Source organism: Bradyrhizobium cenepequi, assembly GCF_020329485.1.
In the GTDB taxonomy this organism is placed as follows: domain Bacteria; phylum Pseudomonadota; class Alphaproteobacteria; order Rhizobiales; family Xanthobacteraceae; genus Bradyrhizobium; species Bradyrhizobium cenepequi.
Genome location: NZ_JAGKJI010000012.1, coordinates 91,737 through 105,509, shown reverse-complemented (window position 1 = coordinate 105,509; position 13,773 = coordinate 91,737). Strand labels below are relative to the sequence as shown.

Sequence of the window (13,773 nt, the reverse complement as noted above, 5' to 3'; positions counted from 1 at the left end):
TCTGAGGCCAATCTTGGCCTGCGTCTCGCCCGGACGGATGCGTCGCCTAACTTTCAATGCGCAGACGGAATGAGAGCATGTAAAACGTCCTGATTCCAGGCTTGGCGGGCGCTATCGAATGCAGCGAAATCATGGTCGAACTGCCAATAGGCCCATGCCCAGCCAAAACGGTCGGCGTTTCTCGCCACGAACGACAGGTACCTCAGGCGGCTTGCAGATGGGGCACGCTCATAAACCCCGAACTCGCCAAGATAGATCGGACGTTTTTCCCGCTGCGACCAGAGATTGATCCTGGTGAAATCAGCGACAACTCTCGCTTCGTCCTCCGCCGTGCCCCACTCCAGCGGCCCAATCGTCGAAAATGTTCGTGACCAAGGCGCGCCCTGATGCGTGAACCTGATGGGCGCGTAATAGTGAAAGGTCACGATCAGCTTTCTGTCGCCGGCCGGAAGGACCAGTTCGCCAATTGGCGCATCGTCGGTGTTGAGAACAGCGACAATGACAGTTCGCTCGGGGTTTGTGACGCGGATGATGCCAAGGCATTCATTGAGAAGCGCATTCCATTCGGCCGAGGTCATGTGTCCCCCGGGCTCGTTCAGAATCTCGAATATCAGCGCGGGATATTTCCCTGCGTAACGCGACGCAATCTGCTTCCAGAACGATTTGAGCTTCTCGCCGCATGCCGAGATATAACGCTGGCAAAAATTGGTATCGTGCTCATCAAGGATGGGAACGAGCTTCCTTGCAAGGACCTCTTCGATGACTGTATCGAGACGTCTCAACACAGCTTCATCAAGGACGTTCTCCGAATCCATATACTTGAAGCCAAAGAAGTTGATCCTGACGTGCGAGAAGCCGGCCTTTTGAATTGCCGTCAGGTTCTCCAGGCGGAACGGCGCATTCTGGCCGCCTTCCCAGATGCCGTCGTATCCCAGAACATTGATGCCGCGCCGCAACCCCGCCGCGTCGCGAAACGCGCCCTGCTCAGCCCCTGAGGCGCATGGGACCCATGCTGCAAGGACAGCTGCCAGCAGTGGAAGCTTGAACGCGTTTGGCCAGCGGGCAAGTATCGCGATCATTCTGCGCCAACTCGCGATAGCTGCGGATCTTCCGGCGACACCGGCCGACACGTCGCGAGGAAGAAGACCAGCAAGAGCACCGACGTGAACATCGTGGAACGAAGAAATATCGTCTCCGTGAAATTCGTCTGAAAGCTGAGGACGGAGAATCCGATGATGAGGGCGCAGTGAAACCGATCGATCGATCGGGATGAAATCAGATAAAGCACCTTGTTCGAGAACAGCAAAACGCTTGCCGAAAACAGCACGAAACCCAAAAATCCCGTTTCCATGAGAATGGCGATGTAGCCGCTGTGATAGTTGTCGAGCACCCAGCCGTGGTTCTGCTCGAAGTAGTCGTAAATCGATTGCGTCGTCCAAAATCCGTTTATGCCGAAACCGAGCAGGGGCGCATCGTCGAGGTGGCTTATCGCGTATTGCCAAATGAAAGTTCGCTCCGTGAAGTCGATTGTCGTGTCAAAGAGATGAATGGAGTCGTACCCGGTCACGTAAAAATACAGGATCAGGACGCTCGCCATGATGCACATGACAAAGGGCAACACAGCGTAGATCTTCATGCATCTCACCGACCCCAGGGAGGTGAAAAGCAAGCCGCAAGCCACCAACGCCACGGCACCGGCGCCGCGCGATCCCGAAGCGAGGACGCAGGTCGAGGCGAGCAGGAATGTAACCAGGAAGGGAAGCCAGCTCTGCCCTGCTGTCTTTCGATAATAGGCAAAGAACATGAGATAGGCGCCCACGAAACCCAGGGTCTGCTTGGATTCGAAAATGCCTTGCCATTGACCATTGTGCATCCAGCTATGGTCTACGCCGATATCCGGCACGAAGATCGCGCAAAATGCGGATGCCGCAACCAGTATAAAGAGGCCCCGAGTGATCGATTTGACGATGTCGTCGATATCAAGTCGCGTGATGAGACAGAGTGCGCCGAAGGTGGTTATCGCAAGCGCCGCGCTCTTCATGATCGCTGCGAGGCTCAGATTGGTCCAAAGCACGGAAATGGCGGCGAGGACGTAAAATGAAACGATCGCGATCAAGTCGGGGTTGAATTGCAGCCGCAGATTGGGACGCACAAACGCGCTTGCATAGATCAGCACGAACCACATCGACAGAGCAGCGAATTGCTGCAGATAGGTCTGTTCCATCGCCACTAGTGCAGTGTTGAAGGTCCCCATCGATGCGACCACATTGATGGTGATGGACCAATTCATGATGGCCTTTGCGGCCCGCTCGATGTCGATACCGCGCGTTTGCCGGATTGCGCCGTCAAGCGCGTCCGCATCCATCTGAATTTGTGCTTCCGTCATGAAATGAGCTTCGTGAAGCACGGTTAATTATTTGCTATCGCAGCCGCTCGGGACGGCCACGCCGCGTCAGTCGCGCCTGGCTGCCGTGGATTGGTTGCCGTTAAACAGCAGATAGAGCGCGCGTGGGTTGGTGGTGAGGTAGCGCCAGAACAGCCGGCGCGGCTCGAGCCAGACCCGCCAGGCCCATTCCAGCCCGACATTCTGCATCCATTGCGGCGCGCGGGGGCGGCTGCCGGAGAGGAAATTGAACAGCCCGCCTGACGTCTTGATGACACCGACATTGGAGAGCCGCGGCGTGAACTCCTCGACAAAGGCCTGCTCATAGGGCACGCCGAGCGCGACCCAGAGATAGTCGGGCGCCAGCGCATTGATCTCGTCGACCCTGGCGCGCAACGCCTCGCCGCGCAGATAGCCATGCGAGTGGCCGACGATCTTCAGCTTCGGATACATCCTGCGGACGTTGGCGACGGCGGCCGCATTCTCCGCCTCGTCAGCGCCGAACATGTAGAACGAAAGCCCGGCCGCCTCCGCCTTGCGGGCGACGACGTGGAACAGGTCGGTGGTCGCGACCCGCTCCGGCAGCGGCCGCGCCGACTTGAACCGCGATACCGTAACCAGCGGCTGTCCATCGGCATTGATGAGGTCCGCAGCACGGAACAGGCGGTCGGTCATCGGCTCGGTCGAGCAGCGCGCCACCACCTCGCCATTGGCCGAGGTCAGGTAAAGCGGACGGCGCGCGCGGCGTTTCGGCCAGACCTGTCCGATCATGAAATCGGCGGTCTGCTCGAGATCGAGCACAGCGAGCCGCAGCCCTCCGACCGTGACACGCGGCACGCCCGCTGTAGCCTCTCTTCCGATCGGGTTCGAGCGGCGTTCTCTCCCGTTGTCTTTCTCTGACGGTTGATGGACCGAGGCCGAGCCCGTCGACGACCGTGTCGGCGCTCCCCGCGGAATGTCACAAATCCGGACAGCCGAGACAGTCCGACCGAAACCGACACGCCCATTGCGCGCGCCCGCGTCCCGTGACGTCGAAATCGGGTCGAAAATTCGTTCTTTCATCATGACTCAAGGGCTTCAGTTGGAGATTCCGATTATCGTCCACTGCAAGTGCAATATGCGGTCCAGCGGCGGCGCGGACGGCCTGCTGCCGTTCGACGCTGCATGAGCTGGTTAATCGAACGTGAAAGTTGTGAGCTGCTCGCTAACCATAGCGAAGGGTGACGCGCCCGCGCGGTGGCCGCAGGATCGGCCCGTTATCAAGCGTTTGGCAAGAAGCCCGGCGCCGGCGGCAACCACGATGCGTTAATACAAATCGCGCTTTGCCTGTGTCTCCGCCAACTTCCCTCTGCTAAAAGGTCGCAGCTCCGGCTCAACCGGCGCCCCTGAACAAGTCCGGGCCGTCTGATCGCACTATGAACAAGAATAGCAGCGACGCGTTCGATGTCTGCATCGACGACGCATTTGACTTTTTGTCTCAAGAATACGCCGACCTGTTTGATGGCTCGGACGCCACAGCCTTCCAGCATCCGGTGTGGCTTGACACGCTCTATCACAAGCTCGCACCCGCCGCGGCGGCAACACCCCTGGTCATCGTGATCCGCAACCGCGCAAGCGGAACGCTGGCAGCGGTGTTGCCTTTGCTGCGGGTGCGGCGCGGACCGTTGCAGACGGTTGAATTCGCCGATCTCCGCGTGTCCGATTATCTGACTCCTGTCTGCACGGCCAAGGTATTTTCCGATCTGCTCCAGGACGAGGAAGCCTGCCAGACGCTGCGGCAGCTCGTCAGGCCCTTCGATCTCTTGCGAATGTCCAAGCTTCCTGATGGAAGAATGCCGATCGAAAATCTCCTGGCTGCGCCTCGCCGCACCTTCACGGAAACGAACGCGTACTCGACCGCCCTTGTCGCCCCGTTCGAGCAATGGCGGGCGGGCGCGCTGAGCCGCTCCTATCAGAAGGAGCTCGCAAAGAAGCAGCGCCAGCTCCAGAAGAAGGGCGCGCTCGGCTTTTCATGCTGCGACGACAGTGCATCCGTCATGGCCGCGATGGAGATGATGAAGAAATTTCGCGGCCCGCGTTTTCGAGCGCAGGGCGATGGCGACCTGCTGCAACGTCCCGAATATTTCGACTTCTATTCCAGCGTTGCGCTCCGCGGTCTAGGTGCCTTTGTCCGGCTCCACACCATGAAGATGGACGGAAACCTGATTGCGGCAGTGCTGGGATTGTGCCACCGCGGCAGCTTCCTCGTGATCATGAGCGCGTTCGACATCGCAGGATACAAGAGCCAATCCCTTGGCGCGCTGACGTTCGAACAAGTTGCCAGGGATTGTATCGAGCGCGGCGATCAGGTCCTGGACTTCACCATTGGCGACGAACCATACAAGAAGATGTTTGGCGGCCAGCCTTCGCCGCTGTGGAGTGTGACCCAGGCCGGCAGTATTGCCGGCTCTATTGCGTTGTTTGCGTTACGACAGGCGCCCTGGATCAAGCTGGCTGCGAAGCGAATCTCCGAATTCAAGCTGCTGCCGGCCCGCACTTGAATTTAGGCGCGCTTCCCAGCCGGCGCGCTGCACTAGTGCGGGATGTTGTTTAGTTGAATCGGCCCAAGTCCCAAGTTCACCTCTCCCTACGGGAGAGGTGAAGAGAGGCGGCGCCCAGGCGGACACAATTCGGCCTCTTCTCATCATGCACTAGGCACGAAGCGCGCCACGGACGCGCGCGATCCATCCAGGCCTGATACCGTCGACCCGATGGGTGATATTGCGCCGAAGAAAATGCGCCTTGCGCCGTACGTTCCACCTGATGTCGCCGCTCGACATCAGGGCCTGCCGAAACCGCGCCATCCGCAGTGAGTATTGGTCGGCTGCGATCTTGTCGGCGTCAGAATAGAACTGCGAGATCTTCTCCTTGCCCATGCCGCCGGTTTCGAGCCAGCGCGGCACATATTCCGTGCAAAGACGTTCGACATCCACCAGGAGACGGCTCACTCCGGTGCCGGCCGCAGGACAGTTGGTTTGAAACGCATCGCCAATCAGCACGACGCCCGGCTGCAGATGTCCTTCCGCGACAGACAGGTCCATCACCCAGTTCTGCACCGGACCGACAACGTTGAAATCTCCGAGATATTTTTGCAATCCCGGCATCAGGCGAAGCAGCGTTGATCTTGTCTCCCGCCTTAGCTCGCGCATGATCGGGTCGGTCGGATCGCGAAACATGAACAGGTTCGCCCGCATGCCGGCGCGCACCGGAAACAGGCTGAGATAGTCGACGCCGTCGGCGGCCCGCTCGCCATAGCAGGTTAGCGCCTCGAACTCGAACGGCGAATTGTTCGGACGCGCAATCGTGAAGCCGAACGAAACCGAATGGCGCTCGGCGAGAACGCGTCGTGTGATTCCGAGACTGTGTCCAAGAGCGCCGGCCATGCCCGTCGCCAGCACAATGAGGCGCGCGCTGACACGCTTTCCGGAGGCCAGAACGAGCTGTTGAACGTCGTCGCTGCAGCTCACGGCAGTAACCTGATCGACAATGAAGCCGGAATCCGCCGGCATCAAACGCCGTGCCATGGCAACGAGGTCGGCATAGGGAAGGCCATAGCTCCGTCCGGCACTGACGTCGACCAGCCTGCCTTCCCTGATATTGGCCACGCGGTCATACGCACATGCAACAGCCTCGAGCTCGCGGGCGAAGCCCAGCCTGCGCAAGATATCGACTTGTCGTCCGGCGATCTTTTCGACGCGGAATTCCTCCGGATAGACCGCGCGCTTGTCGATCAGGACAACCCGGTGTCCCGCCCTGGCAAGGACTGCGGCCGCGAGCGATCCCGCCAACCCGCCGCCGACAATCGCGACGTCTGTGGTGATGGTTTCACATCCCTCTTCCGCGATCGGTTGCATCACCTGTTCACCATCATGTTGTCGGTTCCGACGATTGATGGCCGCGGACCCTGCAATTTTCTCGCCTGATATCCACTTCGCTGAGCCGGCACGATCGCTTTTAAGCATCGCGGTTAACGTCGGCGTACTGGCCCCGATCAGGCGACGTTTCGGCACGCGCTTTGCTCGGCGAGTATGGTGAAATCTCTTCTCCGGTTGCTCAACAGTAGGGTTGCGTGTTGTTTACCGTCAGGTCGGGAAGCCCTTTTCGTGCAAACGGGTGGTGGTTGCGCGGACCTGGCTTCGGTCATCGTCTTCATGCCGCCGCCACGGCTATTCCGGGACATCATCGTATGCCCTGTCTGGAGACAGACGGGACGGCGGCGTTTCAGAATGACGCAAGGCCGCAGCTTCGCCGGACGTGGCAAGTTTGCGCCGGAGCATTTGCCGGACGGGAAGGACGGACATCTGGCAGCCGAACATTAACACTCTCGGCTTGCGCGCGTGTTAGGCTTTGGGCCGGGTGTCGGCTACGAGCATCTTGAAAGGAAAGATGCTGTACATCGCATGATCGATTTCATTCTCCAGTTGATGCGGCGCGACGTGACGCGCGGTGTAGCCGGGACCATCCTTCTCAAGGTTGGCAGCGGTGGGCTTGCGTTCGCACTGTTTTCGCTGGCAGCACGAGCCATGTCGCCCGACGCGTTTGGCGCTTTCGCGATGTGGCTGTCCGTCGCCCAGATCGCATCGGTCGTGGGACTGATCGGCCAGGAGCTGCTGCTGGTTCGGTTCTTGAATGAGTACCAGGTGCGAGACCAGGCCGATCTCACCAAAGGTGTGCTGCTGTCGAGTCTGAAGATCTCCTTGGTTGGAATGCTGATCGTCATTGCTGCAGTCGCAGCGGGCGCGAGCGTACGAGGCGATACGTGGCTGCTGATCCTGGCCATCTTCGCCTTCACGGCCGTGAATGCAGGGCTGATGCTCGGCAGCCAGATCGCACGATCGCTGATCAGCATTCTGATGGGAGAAGGCAATCGGGAGTTTTTCTGGCGGATTGCCGTCGTGCTGTTCTTGGTCGCGATATTGTTCAGCCATGGTCGGCTCGATCCCGCACAGTTGCTCGCCGTGATGGCGGTCGCCATGGCCATTGGTCTCGCCGTTCAGGTCGCCTCAATTGCGCGCGCCCTGCCGCATCTGCGCAAAGTGCCCGCGCGCTCGGAGAACTCCCGCTGGAGATCGAGCGCGCTTCACTTCTGGGCTTCTTCCATTCTCGAAGCCGCCAATCAGTATTTCGACGTGATCCTGATTTACTGGATGCTGGATCCGGCCACGGCCGGAATCTATTTCGCCGCGTCGCGTCTGGCAAATATCTTCGCCATGCTCTCGGCCGCTCTTTACAGTTTCGGGGCGCGCCGCCTGCCCTCGCTGTACTTCAGCAAGAACCACGAGGAGTTCGGCCACACCTTGCAGCTCATGGCGGAGGTGACCGCGCTTTGCGTTATTGCCGGGCTCGTCATCGTCTGGATCGGCGCGTCCCATCTTCTCGGCCTGTTCGGACCTCATTTCGCGGCCCAGCAATGGGTCCTGATCGTGCTTGCGCTCGGAACGGCCTTTCAGGCAGCCGGCGGTCCGTCCGCCGCCATTCTGCAGGTGACCGGCCACGAGGGCGATTACGTTCCCGTTGTCGCCGCCAACGTCGTCCTGCGGCTGATCGGATTTCTCGTGCTCATCCCCTGGCTCGGCGTGCTCGGCGCCGCCATTTCGGCCACGGTTTCGCTGGCGCTCGCCACTATCGCCCTCAACGTGCTGTGCCGTCGCCGCACCGGCGTTGATCCTTCGATCCTAGTGCTCTCTCGCTTGTTGTCCTCGAAAGCAGACCGTTACGCGGTCCGTGTCGCCGACACGAAGGAGTAGAAGCCGTTCAGCTCGCCAACTCCACCGTCTCGCGCTGGGAGTCAGCGATGACCGAGCTGATCGATACGCGATTGACGACAAGTCCGGTCGGCGCGGCAGCGAACTTCGACAGGCCGGACGTCGCCCGTTGGATGGCCGCCGGCGCTGCAGCCCCGTCGCGAACCACCATGATGATCAGATCGGCATGGGCCGCCAGCGTTCTCGCGTCCGGCTGCGCAGCCAGGGATGACGCATCGATGACGATCAGATCGAACTCCTTGCGAATATCGTCGGCAGGGAGTTCGCCGGTTTGTGTACTGGTGCCCAAGAGCACATTTACCGAGTGAAGGTCCGTCTTGGTGATGCCGCGCTCTTGGGCCGCGGCGGGTTTTGCAGCAGCGAGATCCGTTTGCAGCTCGATCAGAACGCTCAGCATCCCCTTGTTCACGGCCGACCGATTCAGCGAGCGCGCGACGGTGCTGCCGCCCGCGCCATTCTCGATCGACATCACGAGGGCTACCTTGCCGCCGGGCCCCGGCAACGCGTCGATTTTCTCGATCAGCGAGCGCAGGTAGGCACTCAGATCGAGTTCGGCCGTTGCCGCAATCGGCTTTTGCCAGACGCTTCGGGTGGATTCCTGTGTCGGAAGGTCGGGAATGCGGACCCAGACCGGCGGCTTCGGCGGCAATTCCCGCTGGGCCGGCGGTTCGGGTTGGAGCGAAGGTGAATTCGCCCGGCGAACCTTCGGGGCAGGCTTGTCCAGGATGCTCTTGATATCAGGTACGGCAACGATCGCGGTCGACATCAATAGCGAGACGACCGCGAGCGCGGCCAGCAGCAGCGGGAGCGGCGGCCGGGTCGGACGAAGCGGCGGGATCGCAGGCGAAGCGATCTTTGTCTGCGAGCTCTGCAGCAGGCGCTGCTCATTGGTGGTCTTGGAGCGCGACAGGAACTGCTCGTAGATATTCCTGTTGGCCTCGGCGTCGCGCTGCAGCTCCTGCAGCCTGACCAGCGCCTGACCGTCAACCAATATCTGGGACTCGGCCGCCTTCAGCTGATCTTCCAGCGATTTCTGCTGCTCGCGCTGGGCCTCAAATTCAGACTTCGCGGTTTCGATGTTCTTCTTTCGCTCGATCTCGATCTGCCTGTTGAGATCGTTGAGCTGGCTGTACGATATCACGAGGTCGGGATGACGGTCGCCGAACACCGCACGTTTCTGCGCGATCTGGTCGTTGAGCGCCGACCGCTGGGCCCGCAGGGCACTCAGCAGGTCCTGTCGGACCGGCCCATCGACATTCGCCTTGAGGTCGCGTTGCGCCTGCTCATAGCGGGCTCTTGCTTCCTCGGTACGAGCACGCGCCGCGGAAACCTGCTGCGTCAGATCGGTGACGCGCAACTGCTGGGTCGTGGACTCCTTGCCCGCATTGACGATCCTGTGCTCCAGCTTGAAGGCGGCAACGGCATCCTCTGATGCTCTCAAGCGGTCGTTCAATGTCTTGAGCCGGCTGCTGAGCCAGTCGGCAGCTTCGTCGGTCGCCTCGGTGCGGGCACGGCCCTGGTTGACGACGAACGCCTCGGCCACGGCATTGGCGTAGTAAGCCGCCCGATCAGGGCGGTTCGAAGTGAACTTGAAACCGATAACGTATGTCAGCCCGCGGCGGGAAATATCGAGCCGGTTGCGGAATCTCTCGAGCAAACGCGTGGTGTCGGTTTGGCCGCCGGCGATGTCTTCGTCGTCCCGAACCTTGAGCTGCTCGATAAGCGGCCGGAGAAAGCCGTCGGACTTGGCGATTTCAACCAGGCTCTGAAGCGCGGCGGCATCCTGGCCGATACCCGGCAACACGTCCTGATCCGTGGTCACACGCTGCTCTCGTGGATCGACCACGACCAGCGCGGTTGCTGCATACCGAACCGGAATCAGCAGCAGAGCGATGACACCAATGGCGAAGATGCTCACCGCGAGCATCAAGATGCGCCGGCCGTTTTCCCGCAAAAAGGAAAGCATGCCTGAGATGGTTAGCAATCCCTTAATGCGTTCGGCAGAGCTGGCGCCGGGCGGCAGGCGGGGAGCTTCCCACGACGCCGCGGTGGGCTCCGTCGGACCGGACCTTCTCGAGCCTGCGCGGCTACCGAACATCATGGATTTTGACTCGAATTCAACTGGCAGACACTGTTCAGTGGCCTGCCCCAACGTAAATATCTATGGTTAATCGGCAGTTACCCTCTCTCGGCAACGCCATGACCAATTAGTTAACGAACCGGCTCTATCTTCCGCGCGCCGCAACGACATCTTCTCTGTGAGCAACGTGTGATCGAGCGAGGTGTGCTGCATTAACTCCGTTACGCGCTAGCCGGTGTAGAACAGCGCATGGCGTGATAGTCACGACTCTCGAAAGTGAGGGAAAAATCCCAGTCCCTCAACGGGTGAGGAATCCGTGTTCCGTTACCAGCCAAGCACAGAATTGCGCGAGGCACCGATACGATCGTCGGCAGCGTCACGTGATCGGTCAAACGGCATAGAGCCAAAGCGACGCATCGTTCTTGTGCAGACCCAGGCGGAGAACGCCGGCGCTCAGGAGATCACAAGGCTGCTCGGCGCCGGCCTGACCGCGCGCGGCTACGAGGTCTTCAATCTCTTCTTCTTCCGCAAGTCCGATTCCTTCGACGAGCCGCCGAATACATTCTACTGCGCGCAGAATCGGCCGGGGAGTCCGGTAGCGCTGCTGCGGATGCTGTGGAAGCTCGCTGGCCATATCAGGGCCATCAGGCCCGATGTCGTCCTCACGTTCCAGCACTTTGGCAATGTGATCGGTGGAGGCGTATCGCGCCTCGTCAGTCGCGCCCCGGTGATTGCCAACCAGGTTTCATCCGCGATGTCGATGAGCTGGCCGGTCCGCGCTGCCGACATCGTCATGGGCAGCGTTGGCTTCTTCAAATGCATAACACTCAACTCGCGGCAGATGGAGCGCGAGTATGCGAGGTATCCTGCTCCTTATCGAGCGCGCATGAAGCACGTCCCACACGGCTTCGACGACAAATCGCTCGATCTGCCGAAGGATATTGCACGCCAACAGTTCAAATTGCCACCGGATCGCGTGCTGCTCGGTTGTGCTGCACGATTGCACCCTCACAAGCGGCTCGATGCGGCGATACGTCTCTTGGCCGGCGAACCTTCGTGGCATCTTGCGCTGGCTGGACAAGGCGCGGACCAGGAACGGCTGGGGCTTTTGGCAGATGAGCTCAAAGTATCCGACAGGGTGCATTTTATCGGCGAGATTCCGCCGCGACGGATGGCGGACTTTCTTGCCTGCCTCGACGTGTTCGTATTCCCCACGCAAGCTGAAACTTTCGGCCTGGCCGCGGTTGAAGCCGCGAACGCAGGTGTTCCTTCCGTCGTGAATGATCTGCCCGTTCTGCGCGAGGTGTTGTCTTTCGAAGGAAAGCCTACAGCGCTCTTTGTCGATGCCGCGGACAATGCAAAGCTGTCGGCCGCCGTTTCCACAATCTTAACAAGCAAGACGTTGAGCGACGAGCTGCGGCAAAACGCCAAAGGCCTGAGGTCGCGCTATTCGGTAGACACGATGGTGGACGAATACGTCCAACTTCTCAGCCAAGCCATTTGATCTGGTGCATATTAGACGGATAGGCCGGACATGATCATCGAATTGCGCTGCGAACGCGAGCATGCACGGCAGTGGATGTGCCGCCAGACGCTGCCCGTCAAGGACCACGATGTCCCGATTCAAATCGCGTGGACGGCGACCGCGGAATCGCGACCTGCTGGCCTGGAAGCGCTTTTCGAACTTGAACGGATGCTATTGCGGAAGGGCAAGCGCAGTGGCGCCGACAAACTGAAAATCATCCCGGAACGGTCGCAGGCTGAGGCCGGCAAGGCTGACGTGATTGTCGATTTTACAGGCGCCGCAAGGGATCCTGACTGCTCTGCCCGGCTGTATCTCCGTCCGCTGTTCAATGGAGCACCAGGGGAAAACGCCGCGCTGGCAGCCATACTCGCCGGTGACTTGCCGGTTATCGAGATCGTCAATGAGCTCGACGGCAGGGTCCTCGATCGCGGTCATCCGTCCGGAGAGATTACCGTCGGCTTGAGCGGTTCGCTCGAAACAGTCATGGCGAGAACCCTGACCATGCTGACGGCTATCCTGTCAGGAACGCCAAGGATTGTTCCGGAGCTGGCTCGTTCGGCCAGCACGCGCGCCCCACAGCCGGCGGCCAAGTATGTCGTGCGCGGCCTGGCCTTGTCGATCGCGAAGGAAGTATATCGCCTTTGCTGCTATGCGCCTCATTGGCACATCGGATGGCGCTACAGCGAAAATGTCGACGTGTGGCGGACTGGAGATCTATCAGGGCCGGACTGGAAGGTGCTCGCCGATCCCGGAAATCACTTCTACGCTGATCCCTTTCCGATCAAATGGAACGGCAGAACATTCGTCTTCTTTGAAGATCTCGATCACAAGGTCGGCAAGGGTATCATCTCCGCAGTCGAGTTCGACCACACTGGTCCGGCCGCAAACGTCGTACCCGTGCTGGAAGAGCCCTGGCATCTGTCCTATCCGTTTCTGTTTGAGCACGATAATGAGCTGTGGATGATCCCGGAAAGCTCGGAGCATCGGGACGTCGCGGTTTACAAATGCATTCGATTTCCAGACAAATGGGAGCGTCACTGCACGCTGCTGTCAGGGCTTGAACTGGCCGACGTGACCATCACGCGGCACAACGGCATGTACTATCTGTTCGGAGCCTGGCGCGACGGGACCGGAGGCTATTCCGACACATTGGCGATCTTTTACGCCGAGCGGCTCTTCGGCCCCTGGCTGCCACATGCGAGCAATCCGGTCCTGATGGATCGCGCAAGCGCGCGGCCGGCCGGCAATTTTGTGGCCATCAATGGAAGCCTGTGGCGGCCGGTGCAGGATTGCTCCAACGGATATGGCGCAGCGCTCGGTCTTGCGGAAGTTCTCGAACTGTCGCCAACCACGTTCAGACAAGTCGTTCGGCACTCGCTTAAGCCGGGGCCTGCATGGCCAGGCAGGAAGTTGCACACGCTGAACCGCTGCGGCGAGCTCGAGGTGATCGACGGATCGCGGGTTCAGCCGAAGACGACGGCTTTCGTGAACGGACCTGTATCGGCGGTTTTGACATCCCCTGGGAGTGGCGCAGCTCGGCGAGAACCAGCACGATCGCGAAGCGCTCCTAACAGCGTTGTGGCCGCTGATTAGCTTCGCGCTGGTCGACGATGATCGATGGCTACGATGGGGACGCCTGGAGCTCGATGCTGACACATCGCTGCGGAATGACCGCAATGATGATATGGTCGCAATGGGTGCGACATAACAACCCGACGGGCAAATCACCGAAAGTCTGTCCACCCCTCACGTGAAAAACATTCCGCTTCCGCCGTCGGGCAAATCAGCATTATGACTCCGTGCGTCTCACGGCGGATGAGGGGCGGCTCGCGATCGTCACGAACGTTGCGGTGAGATGCGGTGGACGGGAGTGTTGCGACTGACGAGCGCGGCACTCACGGACGGCGAAGTCGTGTGGTTCTGGCGCCCCGACGCTGGCGCTAAGTTTTTTGCGCGAAGATATTCGCGCGAGAGATGACGG

9 protein-coding genes are annotated in these 13,773 nt (G+C 60.1%); 4 read left to right on the top strand and 5 right to left on the bottom strand.

Features of this window, described 5'->3' with window-relative positions; genetic code table 11:
• Positions 1-53 precede the first annotated feature (53 nt).
• The 3 genes from J6497_RS15865 to J6497_RS15855 all read right to left on the bottom strand — a co-directional run bounded on the left by J6497_RS15865 (position 54) and on the right by J6497_RS15855 (position 3,220).
• Positions 54-1,079, bottom strand: a complete 1,026-nt coding sequence (locus J6497_RS15865) for a glycoside hydrolase family 5 protein (RefSeq protein ID WP_225705195.1) — start codon at positions 1,077-1,079, stop codon at positions 54-56.
• Complete coding sequence (locus J6497_RS15860; RefSeq protein ID WP_376708216.1) at positions 1,076-2,365, bottom strand: O-antigen ligase family protein; 1,290 nt, start codon at positions 2,363-2,365, stop codon at positions 1,076-1,078. Before J6497_RS15860 ends, J6497_RS15865 begins: the two co-directional genes overlap by 4 nt.
• 87 nt (positions 2,366-2,452) lie before the next feature.
• Positions 2,453-3,220 carry a WecB/TagA/CpsF family glycosyltransferase gene (locus J6497_RS15855; protein ID WP_225705193.1) on the bottom strand — a complete coding sequence of 256 codons (768 nt, stop codon included), beginning with the start codon at positions 3,218-3,220 and terminating at the stop codon, positions 2,453-2,455.
• A gap of 578 nt (positions 3,221-3,798) precedes the next feature.
• Between J6497_RS15855 and J6497_RS15850 the strand changes: the two genes are divergently transcribed.
• Positions 3,799-4,923 carry a GNAT family N-acetyltransferase gene (locus J6497_RS15850; RefSeq protein WP_225705192.1) on the top strand — a complete coding sequence of 375 codons (1,125 nt, stop codon included), beginning with the start codon at positions 3,799-3,801 and terminating at the stop codon, positions 4,921-4,923.
• A gap of 150 nt (positions 4,924-5,073) precedes the next feature.
• On the opposite strand, the gene J6497_RS15845 is transcribed toward J6497_RS15850, so the two are convergent.
• On the bottom strand, positions 5,074-6,276 hold the full coding sequence (locus tag J6497_RS15845; protein ID WP_225705191.1) for an FAD-dependent oxidoreductase: 1,203 nt from the start codon (positions 6,274-6,276) through the stop codon (positions 5,074-5,076).
• Between the two features lie 546 nt (positions 6,277-6,822).
• Between J6497_RS15845 and J6497_RS15840 the strand changes: the two genes are divergently transcribed.
• The gene (locus J6497_RS15840) at positions 6,823-8,169 is read left to right on the top strand and encodes a lipopolysaccharide biosynthesis protein (RefSeq protein ID WP_225705190.1); all 1,347 of its coding nucleotides are present in this window, start codon (positions 6,823-6,825) and stop codon (positions 8,167-8,169) included.
• A gap of 7 nt (positions 8,170-8,176) precedes the next feature.
• Here the strand turns inward: J6497_RS15840 and J6497_RS15835 are convergent, their stop codons facing one another.
• Positions 8,177-10,288, bottom strand: a complete 2,112-nt coding sequence (locus J6497_RS15835) for a GumC family protein (protein ID WP_225705189.1) — start codon at positions 10,286-10,288, stop codon at positions 8,177-8,179.
• A gap of 295 nt (positions 10,289-10,583) precedes the next feature.
• On the opposite strand from J6497_RS15835, the gene J6497_RS15830 reads away from it, so the two are divergent.
• Complete coding sequence (locus tag J6497_RS15830) at positions 10,584-11,771, top strand: glycosyltransferase family 4 protein (RefSeq protein ID WP_225705188.1); 1,188 nt, start codon at positions 10,584-10,586, stop codon at positions 11,769-11,771.
• A 30-nt stretch (positions 11,772-11,801) separates the two neighbouring features.
• The gene (locus tag J6497_RS15825; RefSeq protein ID WP_225705187.1) at positions 11,802-13,385 is read left to right on the top strand and encodes a glucosamine inositolphosphorylceramide transferase family protein; all 1,584 of its coding nucleotides are present in this window, start codon (positions 11,802-11,804) and stop codon (positions 13,383-13,385) included.
• Positions 13,386-13,773 lie beyond the last annotated feature (388 nt).

Excerpts from the sequence above, each read along its gene's own strand:
- J6497_RS15865 (WP_225705195.1), bottom strand. The coding sequence starts at position 1,079 with ATGATCGCGATACTTGCCCGCTGGCCAAACGCGTTCAAGCTTCCACTG.
- J6497_RS15860 (WP_376708216.1), bottom strand. The coding sequence starts at position 2,365 with ATGGATGCGGACGCGCTTGACGGCGCAATCCGGCAAACGCGCGGTATC.
- J6497_RS15850 (WP_225705192.1), top strand. The coding sequence starts at position 3,799 with ATGAACAAGAATAGCAGCGACGCGTTCGATGTCTGCATCGACGACGCA.
- J6497_RS15845 (WP_225705191.1), bottom strand. The coding sequence starts at position 6,276 with ATGCAACCGATCGCGGAAGAGGGATGTGAAACCATCACCACAGACGTC.
- J6497_RS15840 (WP_225705190.1), top strand. The coding sequence starts at position 6,823 with ATGATCGATTTCATTCTCCAGTTGATGCGGCGCGACGTGACGCGCGGT.
- J6497_RS15835 (WP_225705189.1), bottom strand. The coding sequence starts at position 10,288 with ATGATGTTCGGTAGCCGCGCAGGCTCGAGAAGGTCCGGTCCGACGGAG.
- J6497_RS15825 (WP_225705187.1), top strand. The coding sequence starts at position 11,802 with ATGATCATCGAATTGCGCTGCGAACGCGAGCATGCACGGCAGTGGATG.